The following is a 16,519-nucleotide window of genomic DNA, read 5'->3' as shown; positions in this document are numbered from 1 at the left end:
GCACACTTCCCACCCTCCGCAGCAGACTCCAAAAGTCTGCAGCACAAAAGAATTCAACTACCAAACGTCCAACGAAGGAGACGACCCATGGCCCTGATTTCGATGCGGCAAATGCTGGATCACGCCGCCGAGCATGGTTACGGTGTGCCAGCCTTTAACGTCAACAACCTGGAACAGATGCGCGCCATCATGGAAGCGGCTGACAAAACCGACTCCCCGGTGATTGTTCAGGCCTCCGCCGGAGCCCGCAAATACGCAGGTGCCCCCTTCCTGCGCCACCTGATCCTCGCGGCCATCGAAGAATGGCCCCACATCCCGGTCGTCATGCACCAGGACCACGGCACCAGCCCGTCCGTGTGCCAGCGCTCCATCCAGCTCGGCTTCAGCTCCGTCATGATGGACGGCTCCCTCGGTGAAGACGGCAAAACCCCGATGGACTACGAATACAACGTAGACGTCACCCGCCGCACCGTAGACATGGCCCACGCCTGTGGCGTCTCCGTGGAAGGCGAACTGGGTTGCCTCGGCTCCCTGGAAACCGGTCAGGCCGGCGAAGAAGATGGCATCGGCGCCGAAGGCACCCTGGACCACAGCCAGATGCTGACCGACCCGGAAGAAGCCGCCGACTTCGTCAAGAAAACCCACGTCGACGCCCTGGCCATCGCCATCGGCACCAGCCACGGCGCCTACAAGTTCACCCGTCCACCGACCGGTGACATCCTGGCCATCGACCAGATCAAAGCCATCCACGCCCGCATCCCGGACACCCACCTGGTCATGCACGGCTCCAGCTCCGTACCCCAGGACTGGCTGGAAATCATCAACCAGTACGGTGGCGAAATCCCGGAAACCTACGGTGTACCGGTTGAGGAAATCGTTGAAGGTATCAAGCACGGCGTTCGCAAGGTCAACATCGACACCGACCTGCGTCTGGCCAGCACCGGCGCGGTCCGCCGCTTCCTGGCCGAAAACCCGGCCGAGTTTGACCCGCGGAAATTCCTCAAGGAAACCATGAAGGCCATGACCGACGTGTGCGTCGCACGCTACGAAGCCTTCGGTTGTGCCGGCAACGCCAGCAAGATCAAACCAGTCAACCTCGAGCGCATGTTCGAGCGGTATGCGGCTGGTGAGCTGGATCCGAAAGTTAAGTAATCCTGCTTAAAGTCGCCCCCTGGCGTTGAGTCAGGGGGCTCCTGAATTCCCTCCGACTCCCCTTTCGAAGCTCAAGTTTTTTCCTGTCGAATGGCTTTATGAAAAAGGCAAGGCTCACCTGAGTGTGCTATCTTGTCCGGAAAGTGATGTTGTTTTCCGGACAAAATTCATGGCTGGTGTCTAATGAAAAGCCTTGAAAACAAATTAGTTAGCAAGATTTATGGCATGGGTAGGGGTTGGTCTTTTTCAAGAAAAGATTTTAGCCTGCTGGGAAGTGCCGAATCCATCGATAAAGGGCTGTCTCGTCTGGCGCAGAAAGGCACCATACGGCGACTGACTCGGGGGCTGTATGATTACCCTCGCTATAGCAAGTGGTTGCAACAGGAGCTTGGACCGGACATGGACCAGGTAGCCCATGCGTTGGCACGAAAATTTGGCTGGAGTATCCAGGTAACGGGCAACGCCGCGCTGAATATCCTCGGTATCTCAACGCAGGTTCCTACGCGCTTTATCTACCTGAGTGATGGCCCCAGCCGCATCTATTCGATACTGGGCAATGAACTGACGTTCAGGAAATCCCGCTTCACTCACCTGAATCTCAAGCATACCCAAAGCGCGTTGCTGGTGCAGGCCATAGAAGCGCTGGGTCAGAAGAGCCTGACTCAAGAAAATCTTGCCGTCATGGCTCGATACCTGAGTCCGCAAGGCCCATTGCCTGAGCGGCAGAGGTTGGCGATCGCCAAAGATACTCAATTCGTGACCAGCTGGATTCAGGAAACCATTACTGTCATTTTGAATATGGCCTCAAAGGAGGAGGCAGTGGTATGAGGAATATCGCCAGGGAAACGGCACAACAGCGACAGGATCTGTTTGCAGCAACCTCCAGTAAAATGACAATGACACCAGCTGCCGCGGAAAAGGATTTTTGGGTTGTCTGGTGCCTGGACACCCTGTTCAGCCTGCCAGATTGGGCATCCCGTCTGCGCTTTAAAGGTGGCACCAGTCTCTCGAAGGCTTACGGGGTGATTGAACGGTTTTCTGAAGATATTGACCTGATTCTGGATTGGACCGGGCTAAGCGATGAAAATCCGGTCGCGGGGCGGAGCAAAACCAAGCAGGGGCGGTTGAATGCATCCATCAACCAGGCCGCCCAGTTTCTGATTCGTGAGCAATTATTGCCCGATTTGCAGCGGGCTCTACAACCAGTATGTCAGGCAAGCCTGGATAAAGATGACCCACACACCATTAATATAGAATACCCGGCACTTTTTGCCCCCGGTTATTTGCGCCCAATTGTCCGGTTAGAAATCGGCCCGCTAGCGGCCATGTTGCCGATGGAATCAAAAACTGTTGCGAGTTACGCCGCTCAGTGTTTCCCACAAGTCTTCCAGACGCCTGGAGTCGAAGTTCCAACCATTCGCGCGGAAAGAACCTTCTGGGAAAAAATGACAATCCTTCACGCTGAGGCGCACCGGCCTGCGGACAAACCATTGCCTACCCGCTATGCCAGGCACTATTACGACGTGTACCGTATGGCCAGTAGTCAATATGCAGAGAGTGCCCTGAAGGACAAAGAACTGTTGGCGGAGGTAGTGGCTTTCAAGCAAAAGTTTTATCCCGCCGGCTGGGCAAGCTACCAAACGGCAAAACCAGGCACGATGCGGCTACTGCCTTCTGATGCGCATATCCGGGCTCTTGAAGTCGATTATGATGCCATGACAGAAATGGTTTTTGGTGATGTCCCTGAATTTGAATCACTACTGCAGGTTCTCGAAGCGCTGGAGGAACGAATTAATAACCAGGGCCTAGCAGAAAAACTTTAGCTATCCCTTTCGCCCCAGCCGTTCCAGCGCCAACAGCGTATCCGCGTAATTCACAAACCGGTTCAGATACTCGGGCGACAGCTTCTCCATGGTCGCAATCGCACGGCTGACCAAGCGGTGGGCGTTCATGGGGCCGGCGTTTTCCGGGGTCTGTTCGATGGCCTGGCGGATGCGGTCCTGCAGGGCCTGTGTGCCCTGATCCGCCTGCACCCTGGCCATGGCTTTAAGTGGGCGTGGCGAGCTGTCCGTTACTGCAGATTGTGTCGGCCTCCCATCCTCTTCACCGTAGATCAGTCTTTCCAAGGGTGAAGAGGAGGCTTGTACGTGTGTTTCAGGTGACTGATTCAGGGTATCCAGCAAAAGCTGCAATGGTGAGGGCTGTCCGGTCTCGGCAGGTTGTTCTGCATCGGCCTGCTGTCCGGACCTGGCCTGATACTCCGCCACAGCCTGCGCCAGCCGCTGCCAATGCCGGGTCCCCTGAAGTCCTTTCGCCCGCAGCTTTTGCTCCAGGGTTTCCAGATAGCGGAAACGGATCGGATCCAGCCGATCCGCACCAGAGCCCCTGAGATCAGCCAGTTGTTGCTCCATGGTGGTCGCTTCCGCAGTGGCAGTCATCAGTTCCCGGCTCCATTATCAGTTTCGGCAGCCATAGCGGGAGCCCGTGGCACCGTGCTGATCTCCACCCGTCGGTTCTGGGCCCGGGATTCGGCATCCACATTGGGCACTGCCGGGTGGTGGGGGCCGAAGGCCGCGGCAAAGACCCGGTCATCGGGCAGGCCCAGTTCCATCAGGGTACGGGTGACCGTCAACGCCCGTTGGGCGGACAGCCCCCAGTTATCCTGATAACGGTTGCCACGGTGCATGGGCAGGTCGTCGGTAAAGCCGCTGACCATGAGCAGCTCATCGTGTTGGGTCAGGTAGGTTTGCAGTGGCGCAACCAGGGATTGCAGCACGGCTACGCCATCCGCCTGTAACTGATCCGAGTTCAGTTCAAACAGGACGTTGCCGCTGATACCGATACGGCCATCCCGGAACGTCACCAGGCCTTTGGTGAGGGGATCTTCCAATGCCTGCTCCAGCGCCATACGGCGCTCTTCCTCGGCCACCCGGCGCTCCTTCTCTTCCGCCAGGGACTGGCTGAGTTCCAGCTGTACGCCGATCACCCACACCAGGATCAGCACCAGAATACCCACCAGCGCCGCCATCAGGTCAGAGAAAATCGCCCAGATCGGTGTGGACTGCTGTTCGCCGCCTTCCAGGTGCTCCATCAGTTGGCTCCGGCAGTCTCTGCGTGTCCCTTGCGCAGGGCGGTGACGGCATCGATGACGTCCTTCTGGGAACTGACAGACAGATCGATGACCTCGCGGGCCTGCGCCACGTAGTAGGCCAGCTGCTCATCATGGCGGCTACTGGCGTTGTCCATCGCCTTCTGAATGTTCGCCAGGCTTTCCTGCAAACTGCTATTGGAGGTGCTGAACAATTCCACCGCCTGGTGGAAGGCTTCGCTGAGGGCGCCCACTTCCTGACTGCTGCCGGTAATGTCGTCGCCCAGTTTGCCAAGCTGCTGGCTTTGTTCCTCAATCAGGGTGTTGAAACGCTCGCTGATCCCGGTGAGGGTGTCACCGGCGCCGCTGATCAGGGAATCCACCGCCTGACGCTGGCTATCGGCATTGCTGCGCTGGGATTCCAGCAGCCTGTCCAGTTCCTCAACCAGCCTTTGGCGCTCCTCCAGCAACTCGTTTTCCCGTTCGCTGTTCCGGGCCATTTCACGTTGCAGCTGGTTGATCACCTCCGCCGCCGCTTTCGGGGTTTCCGAGGCCGTTTCAATCAGGCGGGTCATCGGCGCTTCAAGGCCAGTGCCCAGCTGGGTCAGGTGGTCGCTTACGGTTTTCTCCAGTTGTGCCAGCCGGTCAGTCGCTGCCTCGCCTCGGGCGGTTTCCTGGTCACGGAGTGCTGTGAGTTGTTCGCTGATTCTGCTGATCAGCGTATCCAGACCTTGCTGCTGATCGCTCACAATCTGGCTGCTTTCCTCGCGGAAGAGGGACTGATACTCCTGAAGCCGGTCACGCAGATCGGCCATGAAGGATTCTGTGGTTTGCTGCTGTTGCTCCAGACTCTTTTGCCAGTGCAGAACGCTCTGTTCTGAAGCCTCCTGCTGCGTCGCGAGGTTTTGCTGCCAGCGTTCTCCGGCCTCGATCGTGGTTTTCTGGAAGCCTTCGGCGATCTCAGTCAGTTGCTGTTTGGTGGCATCAGACCAGCTCTGGTGCAGTTCCCCGGCATCTTCGCGCAGGCGAGTCATCGCATTCTCCACAATCGGTTCCATGCGCTCTGCGGCCAGGCGGGTACTGGCGTCCAGAGCCGACTCCAGCGACTGTGCCACGGAATCCGCCAGGGTCTGGTAGTGGCTCCCGACGGTGTCGTGGAATTCCTGCTGATTGCGGGTCAGGGATTGCTCAAGGGTCTGGCCAAGTTGTTCCATTCGGGCGGTCATGGTTTCCATGGCGGAAGCCATTTGGGGCAAAGCCCTGGCCTGGGACTCCAACGCCTGAAACGCCTGCTGGCGCTGGTAGTCCGCCGACAGATGATGCAGCTTCTGGCGCAGGGTTTTGTCCAGCTGGCGGGAGACCAGCAGCCGCTCGCGCCGGCTGAGGGTGGAGGCCAGCCCCAGCATGGCGGACGCCGCCACACCGGCAATGGAGGTTCCGAACGCCAGGCTCAGCCCGGCGATAGGCGCGGCCAGGGCACTGCGAATCACGCTCAGCTCGGTGCTGCCATCCAGCGCTGAGGCGGCACCGTTGAGCGTTACAATCATGCCGGCAAAGGTGCCGAGCAGACCCAGCATTACCAGCAAGCCCACAAGGTAGGGGGTTAGCTGCGGGCTGGGCAACGCGGCGGAGTGGCCGTCCAGGCGCTTCTGCATGGCAAACTGAACCGGCTCCGGCAAGCCGGAGAGCCAGCCTTCGACCTGTTCGCGGTTATCCGGGGCAGCGCTCAGCCGTTCGGCCAACTGGTGAGTGGTACGCCGAAACCCGATCAATTCGGCGAAGCCCAGCCCATATACCGCTGCAATAATGGCGGTCACGGTCAGTGCCAGCAGGTCGGAGCCGAGGAAACCCTGGCCAATCCAGGCCATCACGGCCAGGCCGATGGCAAATGCGAGAAAGAAGAAAAGTCTGGTCATGGCGAATCGCTAACCTCGTTGTGGCAGGCCTCCAGCAACCCCAGCACCGGCTCCAGCCGAACGTCCAGTTCAGCGAGTAACAGAGTCTGCGCTTCCTCGCAGTAACGGTGGAGCCAGTCACCGGGTTGGGTGCCCGGTTCCGGGGATTGCTCAGAGGATGTCCTTAAGGCCTGGAACCGCTGCTCCAGGACCTTTGAAATGTGGGAAAAACACTGGCTGGTGTAACCGGCCATGGTGTGATCAAACACCGAGTCCAGCTCTGCCAGCCGGGCCAGGTTCTGGCCCTGATCTTTCATTGTCTTACGCACCTTGTCCCGCAGTTGGCGGGTGGCGGCGGCGATTTTGCGTTGCAGCGTGAGCCAGGCATTCAGGTAGGGCTCAAACGCAGCCGGGTCTTGCTGTTCAGTCTCAACCCCGTAGCCGTGAATTCGGCGGATCAAAGCCTGGCGCGTGGTGGCCAGTTCCCGGGATAGTTGCTCGATAACCGCACTCTGCACCGTGGCAGGCTGGCCGCCACGGAAGGCCAGTGCGGCATCCAGATTCATGGTGTCCCCAAGCCCGAATAACCGGCCCAGGCGCTCGGCGAGGCACGGCAGGCTGTCGTCAGCAACCATGCCCCCCGGCGGAGTGGCCAACTGCAACAGCCTTGACCGGGGATGCCCGGTTTGTCGAGGTCGTGCTTGAGTCATGGGGTTGAGGCGCACCGTTTGCATTGGTAGTCGTTACAGGAAACACGAGAGTCATGCATTGCCGATAGCCGGCGGGTGCCTATACTAATGGCTATTCGGGGGGATTGATAATGACCGTTTCTTAGTGGAGTTGCTGCCTCTGGGCCCAGGCGGGCTGTCTGCCAATACTTCCTCCTTGTATTTTCCCTAACAGCGTCAAATATAAGTAATCAGAGAACAATCTTTGACCAGATGCGAGGAGTGCAATGGACTTCAAAGACTATTACGCCGTCCTCGGTGTGAGCGAGTCAGCCTCCCCCGAGGAGATCAAAAAGGCTTATCGCAAGCTGGCCCGCAAATACCATCCGGATGTCAGCAAGGAAGACAACGCAGACACCAAGTTCAAGGACCTGGGCGAAGCCTACGAGGTCCTGAAAGATCCGGAAAAGCGTGCGGAGTACAATGAGCTGCGTAAGTACGGTGCCCGTCCTGATGGTTCCTTTGAGCCACCGCCCGGGTGGCAGAGCGCGTCCGGGTTTGGACGTGGCGGCTACACCGAGGCTGATGCCCGCCAGTTCAGTGACTTCTTCGAAGAGATTTTCGGTGGCGGCCGTGGCGGGTTTTCCAGCCAGGGATTTGGCGGCGGTGGTTTCCGCCAGAATACCCGCATGCGTGGTGAAGATGTGCATGCCAGGCTCGCACTGTTTCTGGAAGAGGTCTTCCACGGCTGCGAGAAGCAGGTGTCGTTCACCGTCCATGAAGCCGATGACCATGGCCGGATTGTGGCCCGCCAGAAGAATCTGAAGGTGAAAATTCCCGCCGGTATGCGGGAAGGGCAGCATTTGCGCCTGAAAGGTCAGGGCTCTCCCGGTATTGGCGGTGGTGAACCGGGTGATCTGCTGATCGAGGTGGAACTGGCGCCACACCCGCTGTTCAGCGTCGAGGGGCGCGACGTGGTGGTGACGGTCCCCGTTGCGCCCTGGGAGGCCGCGCTGGGCACATCAGTCACGGTGCCGACGGTAGGCTCCAAAGTGAACGTGAAAGTGCCCAAGGGGTCCTCCAGCGGGCGTAAGCTTCGTCTCAAGGGCAAGGGGTTGCCAGGCAAGCATCCGGGCGACCAGATTGTGGTGCTGCAGATCGTGATGCCGGAGCGGCACTCTGAAGAAGCTGAAAAACTTTATCAGCAGCTGGCCGAGGCGGAGAAACACTTCAATCCGCGTAGCAAACTTCATGTATAAGCGGGGGAGCTGGGAATGACCAGGAAAGATCCGATTCATACCGTGGAGGTGGCAGAGCCTCAAATGACGCTGACCCTGACAGAAATTTGCGAGCGAGGTGAGTGCCACGCCGAGTTTGTCATCAAACTGGTCAGCTATGGTGTTATTGCGCCGGTCGAAGATGTGCCGGAGGAACGGCGCTGGGAATTTGACCTGGCGGCACTGGCACGGTTGCGCAAGGCGCAGCGGTTGCAGCGGGACCTGAAGATGAACCTGCCGGGGCTGGCGATGTCGCTTGAGCTGCTTGATGAAGTCCAGCAGATGCGCCGTGAGGTGGATCGCCTCAACCAGCAGCTGCGGCAGCTGACGGGGGAGTGGTAACGCTCTCCCCCTTTTTTATTGCTCCCGCTTTTCCAGCGCCTGCATTTCCGCGTAAATCTTCTCCGCTTCTTCCATGAGCGTGCCATGGGCACGCAAGTCCCCATTGCGCTGCGCATGGAGCGCCTTGGCGAGCTTGTCTTCGTAAGCTTTCTTCAGCTTTTTCTTCGGGTCACCTTTGAGAAATCCCAGCATGGTTCCGCACCTGTTTTCGATTGTGTGTAGACAGCTTACGCACTCGGAAAGCAAAAGTTCATAAATTCTTAATGATCAAAAACTCGACATTCTCCGAAAATGGGAATAAATTCCCAAAATACAGGTTGGGAAAAATATCCCAAACAAGAGTTCCAAGAGAGCGGGGCGGAATGGCCTTGCGGGAAAGCAACAAACAAGCCTGGAGAATCGAGATGAAACGTAATGCCTTGTCTGTAGCAATCAAATTCGCCATCAGTGGTGCGCTTGTCGGTGCGTTGGCAGCCTGTGGCGGCGGTGGAGGCAGTAGTTCCGGCAGTTCGGACAGTGCCGACACTTCCAGCGGTTCCAGTGTGGGTCCGGTCTCCGGTTTCGGCAGCGTCTACGTGAACGGTACCCGTTTCCGCACCGATGGTTCCGTCACCAGTGACGATGGTGTGGAGCGGGAAACCCAGCTGGAAAAAGGCATGATCCTCAAGGTTCGTGGCAGTTGGGATGATCGCGGTGAGGGTGAAGCGCAGCGCGTTGATTACGATGACACCATCCGCGGGCCCCTGACGTCCGCCACCTGGGACGATGTCGAAAAGACCGGGGCGCTGATTGTTGCAGGCCAGACGGTTCGTCTCGATGGTCAGACCGTCTTCAAGGGCCTGAGCCCGGTGGACCTCAACGGCGTGGCTGCCGACACCTATCGAGTACGCGTCAGCGGCTGGCAACTGGATGATGGTTCCTTTCGCGCCAGTTTCGTTGGCGTGAAGGCCATCGGCGTGGATTTCGATGATGACAATGAAGTGGAAATCGAGGGCGTGGTCGAGAATCTTGATACCGACGCCCAGACTTTCACCATCAATGGCTTTCCGGTGGACTACACCAGCGCCGTCTTTGACGACGACCTGAACAGGGATGACCTGCGCGATGGCATTGCCGTTGAGGTTGAGGGGAATCTGCAAGGTGGTGTGCTGGTTGCCCGGGAAATCGACGACGAGGACGATCTGTTCGACGACGATGATGACGTGGAGATCGCCGGCACCGTATACGACTTTGACGCGGGCGCCCGCACATTCTTTATCAACGGAATCCAGGTGCAGATCAATGGCAGCACCGAGTTTGATGATGGGCTTCGGGAGAGCAGCATGACCAATGGCCTGCTGGTAAAAGTGGAAGGCGAGTACCGCAATGGTCTGTTGATTGCCGAGGAAATCGAGCCGCGGGACGGGGATGCCGAACTGGAGGGTGTTATCGAGTCAAAGCCTGACAGTGAAACCCTTATTGTCAGCGGTGTGCGTGTGGCGCTGACCAGCGGAACCCTGATTGAAGACGACGATGATGACGACCGCATCACCATGCGCACCCAGGACATAGAAAGCCTGAATGTAGGGGACTTTCTGGAAATCGAGGGTCGCCAGCGCTCGGATGACGGTGGCTTTCTGGAGGCCATCAAGGTCGAGCGGGAAGACGATGGCGATGATGGCTACGAAATGGAAGGTCGGGTGACGGCGCTGTCCAGCACCACCGTCACCGTCATGGGCCTGGAAATGTTGCGGGGCAGTGCCGATTTCTCCGGTATTCAGGTCGGCAGTGACGTGGAAGTGGATTACTTCCGCAACAGTGGCGGTGATTATGTCGTCGATGAAATTGAGGAAGACGACTGATCATGCCGGAGGCAGGCCGGGGTTACGCCCCCGGCCGGTCACTTCTGGTTTTGATGCGGCCATGGGAATACAATCCCAAATATGAAACATTTCAACAATAACCCCCTGCATCGGGCGCTGTACCGTATTCTCCGCCCGCTTGCCCGGCTCCTGCTTCGCAATGGTATTCCATTCGGGGAGTTCGCGGACCTGGTCAAGCGCGCGTATGTGGAAGCGGCGATGGAAGATTTTCACGATGGCCGGAAAAAGCCCACGGACTCCAGAGCGGCAGTCATGACCGGTCTGACACGCAAGGAGGTCAAACGCCACCGTGAAATCCTGGCGGGCGAACATGCCGGTGCAACCGCTGGCGTTCACTCCAACCGGGCGTCGCGGGTCGTTTCCGGCTGGGTGCATGATGCAGCCTTTCAGAGCGGGGACGGGGAGCCGGCGTTGCTGGCGTTTGACGGATCGCTGAGTTTCAGTGAGCTGGTCCGGCGATACAGTGGCGATATGCCGCCAAGGGCGGTGCTCGACGAGCTGCTCCGGGTGGGGGTTGTTGGAACTGACGACGCAACCGGAAAACTGGTTTTGAAACAGCGTGCCTACGTGCCGGCCGGGGACAGTGAGGAAATGCTCCAGATCTTCGGGGAAGACGTATCTGATCTTATTGCGACAATAGATCATAATCTGGTCAGTGGTGAGTCCGGCAGTCAGCCCTTGTTCCAGCGCACGTTGACGTATAACAACATTCCTCCGGAAGTCATGGCCCGCTGGCGGAAACACGCCGCCGCCCAGTCCCAGGCCCTGCTTGAACAGCTGGACCGATGGCTGGGACCCCATGATCGGGACATCGCGGGGCTGAAAGGGAGCGGCCACACCGGAGAACCGGTGAGAACCGGCGTCAGTATTTTCTATTTTGAGGAACCGGTGCAGCCGGATCCAAGCAGGGAGCCAACTGAATGAAACTGACAACCAGGATTCGCTATCTGACCATGCCCGTGCTGCCTGTCGCGGCCCTGCTGCTCTCCGGCTGTGGAGGCGGAGGTGGTGGTGACGACCTCGGGGTTGCTGATGGCGGTATTCGAGGTACCGGTGCCAGCGTGGGGCCGGTCTCCGGTTTTGGCAGCGTGTTTGTCAACGGCATCCGCTTTGAAACCGATGGCAACGTGGTCAGTGATGATGGCATCACCTCGGAAAATCAGCTCGATAAAGGCATGATCCTGCGGGTTGATGGGGAGTGGCGAAACGACGGTGAAGGCACCGCTGAGCGGGTGGAATACGATGATACTTTCCGGGGTGAAATTGTCATTGTGGCCGAAACCCTTGACCCTGATGACAGCACTATCCGGGAAAGCGTGACCTTCACGGTCTACGGCCAGACCGTGGTGGCAGACAAGCAGACCGTGTTCAGGGGATTGTCGCTGCAAACCCTGGATGACGGCGATTTTGTCCGCGTCAGCGGCTGGCGCCTGCCGGATCCGGACGGTCGCTATCGGGCCAGCTATGTAGGCTCACTGGAAGCCTCTCCGAATGATGTCGAGATTGAGGGGCGGATTGACGAGAACTCCGTGGATATCAGCCAGAACCGGTTCTCGATCAACGGCTTCCCGGTTGGATATGACAATACCACCACCTTCGGAGGTGGTTTGACGGAAAGCGATCTCCGGGACCCCGGCCTTGTCGTCGAAGTGGAGGGCCGCATCGGTTTCGTTGGCGGAGACACCGGACTGATTGCCAGCAACATTGAGCAGGATGAAACCCGTCGCTATCAACGTGGGGATGATGATGACATCGAGTTCGCCGGGCCGGTTGCCACAGCGTTTGACGACGCTGACAGCACCTTCACTATCAACGGCCTGACTGTGGTGGTCCCGGACGACGACGTGTTTGAAGATGGCCTGGCCGGCGCAGACCTGCAGCCGGGCTTGTTGATCCAGGTTGAAGGGAGCTTCCTGGCGGATGGTCGCGTTGAGGCGGCGAAAATCGAGATCCGCGACGCCAACGCTGAAGTCGAGGGGCGTATCAACCAGGCGTCCATCGATTTCAGTGCCAGCACTTTCCTCGTAGGGGGCGTACTGGTTCAGGTAACGCCGTTAACCATCATCACCGATGATAACGATGACCAAAGGATCGGGCTGGCAGACCTGAACGGCGCCTTTGAAGTCGAAGTGGAAGGCATTGAACGGTCAACGGAAGGCGGTGAGGTGTTTTTGGAGGCGACCAAGGTGGAACGCGAAGAAGAGGACGACCTGGACAATGAGTATGAGGTGACGGGACGTCTGGGAGCCATTGATGACACTACCATCACCGTACTGGGTGTCCGGATACGGGCGGTTGAAGGTGAAACCGGGTTTGAGGACACTCAGCGCGATCAGCTTAAGGCGGACTTTGACAGTGGTGAGCGGCCACTGGTTGAGGTGGATTACGCTGAACAACCTGCAAACAGCGGCAATTTTATCGCTGATGAGGTGGAACTGGAGGAAGAAGACTCCGACAGTGATGGTTGACCAGAACGCCGGAATGAAAACGGGGCCTCACTGGCCCCGTTTTCATTCTCCGTGCCTCAGCCGCACAGCGCCGATCGGGCCGAGTGATACTCGTCACTCAACCGGGCGACCAGTGCCTCCACCGATGGCACATCGTGAATCTGGCTGACCCCTTGTCCCGCTGACCATACGGTTTTCCACGCCTTGGCTTCATCATCGATCGGCTTCAGCTTTTCGCCGTAATTGATCTCGCCCGCCTGCTGGAGTTTGTCCATGGGAAATCCCGCCGCTTCCAGACTCTGGCGCATGAAACTCGCCGGAATGCCGGATACAGCCGGGGTGTGGATGATGTCCGCCGAAACCGCTTCGATGATCATGTTGCGGTAGGCGTCCTCCGCCTGGGATTCCTCGGTATTGATAAAGCGGGTGCCCATATACGACAGGTCGGCGCCCATGGCCTGCGCCGCCAGGAGGTCTTCACCGTGGGACAAACCACCGGCAAGGATAATGGCGCCATCGAACACCTCGCGGATTTCATGCACCAGCACAAACGGGTTGATGGTCCCCGCATGGCCGCCGGCTCCAGCCGCGACCGCAATAATGCCGTCCACGCCGGCTTCGGCCGCCTTGCGTGCATGCTTCTGGTTGGTCACATCATGAAAAACCAGGCCGCCATAACTGTGTACCGCTTGCACCACCTGACTCGCCGCCCCGAGTGATGTAATGACGATGGGCACCTGATGTTTGACGCACAACTCCAGATCGGCCTGCCAACGGGGATTGGTTTTGTGAACGATCAGGTTGACCGCGTACGGCGCCACGGGCTGATCCGGGTGTTGCTCCCTGTACGTATCCAGTTCCCGGTTCATCTGGATAAGCCACTCCTCGCATCCCTCACTGGTACGCTGGTTCAGTGCGGGAAAGCTTCCGACAATGCCCCGCTTGCAGCAGGCCAGCGCCAGTTCCGGACCGGAGATCAGAAACATGGGCGCGGCAATCAGGGGCAGGGACAACGTATTCTTCAAAGATTCGGGCAGTGCCATGAGTATTCCTTAATTTTTGTTGGAACTTTTGTAGGATATAAAGGATCTTAGCGTGCTCACCAATCCCTGAACACAGGCTTTGAAAATCAATAACACACCAATGAATAAAAAGGAGTTCTTATGGGTGAAGCCAAACGACGCAAGGAAACCGGTGCCCCTCCACCCAGGAAAGACAACAGTCGCAAACCTCTGATTGTGGGCGCTTCGATCCTGGTTGTTGTGCTCGCCATTATCGGCGTGTTCTTCCTCACCGCCTCACCGGACCCGACATCCGATGAGTTGCCAGTGGCCGCCCCGAACGCCGATGCGTTTCCGGCGGAGCTGGATCGTTACGGCGTTTCCGTGGGTGATGCTGAAGCCCCGGTAGTAGTTCGCGAATTTGCTGATTACCAGTGCCCGGCCTGCGGGCGGTTCTCCGATGCCAGCCAGCAGCTGAAAGAAAAGTATGTAGAGTCCGGACAGGTACGGTTTGTTTATTTCGATTTGCCGTTGCAGCAGCACCAGAACGCCATGCCGGCGGCCCAGGCGGCCAGATGCGCCGGTGATCAGAATGCCTACTGGCCCATGCACGATCAACTGTTTGAAAAACAGACCGAGTGGAGTGGATCGGGTGATCCGGTGGCAACCTTTACCCGCTACGCCAATGACCTGGGTCTGGAAGAACGTCGTTTTCGTCGCTGCATGAATACCGAACTGCATAGGGAAGCCGTTGAGCAGAGCCGGCAGGTGGCCATGCAGCTGCGGGTGACCAGCACCCCGACCGTACTGGTCGACAATATACGCCTGACCCGTCCCGGCTGGGGGCAGTTATCCGCTGTCGTGGAGCGCGAGCTGGCGGACAATAAACAGGATTAACTTGATCGCATCGCTCAGTTGGTTAAAATTTGCGCCCCTCCCGTAACCCCGGTGGTGCGGGAGGTGGATGCAAATACATGCTCCGGATTTACGGTCCGGCCCGCAGGAGAAAAACATGAGCAATGACGTAGTTGTTTGCGCGCTCTACAAGTTCGCAGTACTGAATGATTATAAAACCCTTCGCCAGCCGCTGCTGGACCTGATGCTGGAGAAGGACGTGCACGGCACTCTGTTGCTGGCACGGGAAGGCATCAACGGCACCATCGCCGGCAGCCGCGAAGGTGTTGATGCCATCAAGGAATGGCTGGGCAGCGATGAGCGTTTCGACGGCATTGATTACAAGGAATCCTTCGTGGATATCCAGCCGTTCAAGCGCACCAAGGTGAAGCTCAAGAAAGAGATCGTCACCATGGGGGTCGATGGCATCGATCCCAAGCGCATCGTCGGCACCTACGTGCAGCCGAAAGACTGGAATGATCTGATTTCCGATCCGGACGTAGTTCTGGTGGACACCCGCAACCAGTACGAGGTGGAAATCGGAACGTTCAAAAATGCCGTCAATCCGGCCACTGAAACCTTCCGTGAATTCCCCGAGTATGTGCAGCAGAATCTGGACCCTTCCAGACACAAGAAGGTCGCCATGTTCTGCACCGGTGGTATCCGCTGCGAAAAGTCCACGGCCTTTCTGAAAGAGCAGGGCTTTGAAGAGGTGTACCACCTGCAGGGCGGCATCCTGAAATATCTGGAAGACGTCCCGGAGGAACAGAGCCTCTGGCAGGGCGAGTGTTTTGTTTTCGATGATCGTGTCACCGTCAACCACAAGCTTGAGCGGGGCGAATACGACCAGTGCCATGCCTGCCGGCGCCCGATCACCGAAGAAGACAAGCAGCGCCCGGAGTACGAGCAGGGTGTGAGCTGCCATCAGTGTATTGAATCACTGACGGAAGAACAGAAAGCACGGTTTGCAGAGCGTGAGCGGCAGATGCGCCTGGCGGAAGAACGTGGCGAAGCCCATGTGGGCGGCGAGGCGGCCCGTATGATCGCCGAGCGCAAGGCCCGCAAGAAAGCGGAGCGCGAACGTCAGGCCCGTAAGAGTCTGGCGGGGGAGCAGGCCGGGAAATCCGCGAAAGCGTAACAAGGAGATTCCATGGGATTGAGACAGGCAACGGCCATTACCGCGATTCTGATGTCGCCCCTGGCGATGGCAGATGCGAAAGACTGGGAAGGCGAGGCGGAACTGGGTGTGCTCAAGACCACGGGCAACACCGAGGAAACCAACGTCAACGGCCGTCTTGGCCTGATCCACGAAGTCATCGAATGGCGCAACATCGGTAACTTCCGTTCAGCCTATTCCGAGGCCGAAGACGAGACCACGGCCGAACGCTACCGGGCCGACCTGGAAACCAACTACAAGTTCGATGACCACCAGTACTGGTTCCTGCGCGGAGGTTACGAGGACGATCGGTTCTCCGGATACGACTTCCAGTCGTCCGCGACCACCGGTTACGGTAACCGCATCCTGCGTTGGGGCGATGAATCCTTCCTCGATCTGTCAGCGGGTGTTGGTTATCGTTTCAACAAGCTGGAAGAGCCGGACGAAGATGGCAACCGGGATGAAGAAGAGGCGATTGCCCGCCTGGCGGCGCAGTTGGACTTTGCCCTGTCAGAGAACGCCCTGTTTCGTCAGAAGCTGAGCTCGGAAATCGGTCTGGACGAGAACAACGTCATCACCGAATCGGAAACGTCGCTGCAGGCAAACGTCGTCGGTAATCTTTCCCTGAAAATAGCTTACCGGGTCAAGCACGTGTCCAATGCTCCGCTCGATTCTGATAAGACCGATACTGAGACCTCTGTGTCACTGTTGTACGGTTTCTGAATACCGGGCACAAA

17 protein-coding genes are annotated in these 16,519 nt (G+C 58.1%); 11 read left to right on the top strand and 6 right to left on the bottom strand.

Annotation, left to right across the window (positions count from 1 at the left end):
* Positions 1-87: 87 nt before the first annotated feature.
* The 3 genes from fba to ACJO3M_RS16485 all read left to right on the top strand — a co-directional run bounded on the left by fba (position 88) and on the right by ACJO3M_RS16485 (position 2,975).
* Entirely contained in the window at positions 88-1,152 is a 1,065-nt protein-coding gene (gene fba / locus ACJO3M_RS16495) for a class II fructose-bisphosphate aldolase (protein ID WP_407002481.1), read from the top strand.
* Between the two features lie 183 nt (positions 1,153-1,335).
* The gene (locus ACJO3M_RS16490; protein WP_407002479.1) at positions 1,336-1,980 is read left to right on the top strand and encodes a DUF6088 family protein; all 645 of its coding nucleotides are present in this window, start codon (positions 1,336-1,338) and stop codon (positions 1,978-1,980) included.
* Positions 1,977-2,975, top strand: a complete 999-nt coding sequence (locus ACJO3M_RS16485; RefSeq protein ID WP_407002478.1) for a nucleotidyl transferase AbiEii/AbiGii toxin family protein — start codon at positions 1,977-1,979, stop codon at positions 2,973-2,975. The genes ACJO3M_RS16490 and ACJO3M_RS16485 overlap by 4 nt, the downstream gene beginning before the upstream one ends.
* On the opposite strand, the gene ACJO3M_RS16480 is transcribed toward ACJO3M_RS16485, so the two are convergent.
* From ACJO3M_RS16480 to ACJO3M_RS16465, 4 genes are read right to left on the bottom strand one after another with little or no spacing between them, the layout of a single operon-like run.
* Positions 2,976-3,590, bottom strand: coding sequence for a DUF2894 domain-containing protein (locus ACJO3M_RS16480; RefSeq protein ID WP_407002477.1), 615 nt, complete (start codon positions 3,588-3,590; stop codon positions 2,976-2,978).
* A complete protein-coding gene (locus ACJO3M_RS16475; protein WP_407002476.1) occupies positions 3,590-4,243 on the bottom strand; it encodes an OmpA family protein in 654 nt (217 codons plus the stop codon). The genes ACJO3M_RS16480 and ACJO3M_RS16475 overlap by 1 nt, the downstream gene beginning before the upstream one ends.
* Complete coding sequence (locus ACJO3M_RS16470; protein WP_407002475.1) at positions 4,243-6,156, bottom strand: DUF802 domain-containing protein; 1,914 nt, start codon at positions 6,154-6,156, stop codon at positions 4,243-4,245. The genes ACJO3M_RS16475 and ACJO3M_RS16470 overlap by 1 nt, the downstream gene beginning before the upstream one ends.
* Positions 6,153-6,845, bottom strand: coding sequence for a DUF3348 family protein (locus ACJO3M_RS16465; protein ID WP_407002474.1), 693 nt, complete (start codon positions 6,843-6,845; stop codon positions 6,153-6,155). The genes ACJO3M_RS16470 and ACJO3M_RS16465 overlap by 4 nt, the downstream gene beginning before the upstream one ends.
* Positions 6,846-7,090: 245 nt before the next feature.
* Between ACJO3M_RS16465 and ACJO3M_RS16460 the strand changes: the two genes are divergently transcribed.
* Positions 7,091-8,062 carry a DnaJ C-terminal domain-containing protein gene (locus tag ACJO3M_RS16460; RefSeq protein ID WP_407002473.1) on the top strand — a complete coding sequence of 324 codons (972 nt, stop codon included), beginning with the start codon at positions 7,091-7,093 and terminating at the stop codon, positions 8,060-8,062.
* Between the two features lie 15 nt (positions 8,063-8,077).
* Positions 8,078-8,422 (top strand): chaperone modulator CbpM, encoded by a 345-nt coding sequence (locus tag ACJO3M_RS16455; RefSeq protein WP_407002472.1) that lies wholly within the window; start codon positions 8,078-8,080, stop codon positions 8,420-8,422.
* A gap of 15 nt (positions 8,423-8,437) precedes the next feature.
* On the opposite strand, the gene ACJO3M_RS16450 is transcribed toward ACJO3M_RS16455, so the two are convergent.
* Positions 8,438-8,614 (bottom strand): DUF6435 family protein, encoded by a 177-nt coding sequence (locus ACJO3M_RS16450; RefSeq protein ID WP_407002471.1) that lies wholly within the window; start codon positions 8,612-8,614, stop codon positions 8,438-8,440.
* A gap of 212 nt (positions 8,615-8,826) precedes the next feature.
* On the opposite strand from ACJO3M_RS16450, the gene ACJO3M_RS16445 reads away from it, so the two are divergent.
* From ACJO3M_RS16445 to ACJO3M_RS16435, 3 genes are all read left to right on the top strand, one after another.
* On the top strand, positions 8,827-10,263 hold the full coding sequence (locus tag ACJO3M_RS16445) for a DUF5666 domain-containing protein (RefSeq protein ID WP_407002470.1): 1,437 nt from the start codon (positions 8,827-8,829) through the stop codon (positions 10,261-10,263).
* Between the two features lie 81 nt (positions 10,264-10,344).
* Complete coding sequence (locus tag ACJO3M_RS16440; protein ID WP_407002469.1) at positions 10,345-11,208, top strand: DUF6502 family protein; 864 nt, start codon at positions 10,345-10,347, stop codon at positions 11,206-11,208.
* Positions 11,205-12,752 (top strand): DUF5666 domain-containing protein, encoded by a 1,548-nt coding sequence (locus tag ACJO3M_RS16435; RefSeq protein WP_407002468.1) that lies wholly within the window; start codon positions 11,205-11,207, stop codon positions 12,750-12,752. Before ACJO3M_RS16440 ends, ACJO3M_RS16435 begins: the two co-directional genes overlap by 4 nt.
* A 56-nt stretch (positions 12,753-12,808) precedes the next feature.
* Here the strand turns inward: ACJO3M_RS16435 and ACJO3M_RS16430 are convergent, their stop codons facing one another.
* A complete protein-coding gene (locus tag ACJO3M_RS16430) occupies positions 12,809-13,774 on the bottom strand; it encodes an NAD(P)H-dependent flavin oxidoreductase (RefSeq protein ID WP_407002467.1) in 966 nt (321 codons plus the stop codon).
* Positions 13,775-13,894: 120 nt separating this feature from the next.
* Between ACJO3M_RS16430 and ACJO3M_RS16425 the strand changes: the two genes are divergently transcribed.
* The 3 genes from ACJO3M_RS16425 (at position 13,895) to ACJO3M_RS16415 (ending at position 16,505) form a co-directional block, all read left to right on the top strand.
* Positions 13,895-14,629 (top strand): DsbA family protein, encoded by a 735-nt coding sequence (locus ACJO3M_RS16425; RefSeq protein ID WP_407002466.1) that lies wholly within the window; start codon positions 13,895-13,897, stop codon positions 14,627-14,629.
* A 115-nt stretch (positions 14,630-14,744) separates the two neighbouring features.
* Positions 14,745-15,764: an oxygen-dependent tRNA uridine(34) hydroxylase TrhO gene (trhO, locus tag ACJO3M_RS16420; protein ID WP_407002465.1), complete on the top strand. Its 1,020-nt coding sequence runs from the start codon at positions 14,745-14,747 to the stop codon at positions 15,762-15,764.
* Between the two features lie 12 nt (positions 15,765-15,776).
* Complete coding sequence (locus ACJO3M_RS16415) at positions 15,777-16,505, top strand: DUF481 domain-containing protein (RefSeq protein ID WP_407002464.1); 729 nt, start codon at positions 15,777-15,779, stop codon at positions 16,503-16,505.
* Positions 16,506-16,519 lie beyond the last annotated feature (14 nt).

This window comes from Marinobacter alkalisoli (genome assembly GCF_045449795.1).
Lineage (GTDB): Bacteria > Pseudomonadota > Gammaproteobacteria > Pseudomonadales > Oleiphilaceae > Marinobacter.
Note: the sequence above shows the minus strand (reverse complement) of the source record. Positions and strands in the feature narration are given on the sequence as shown.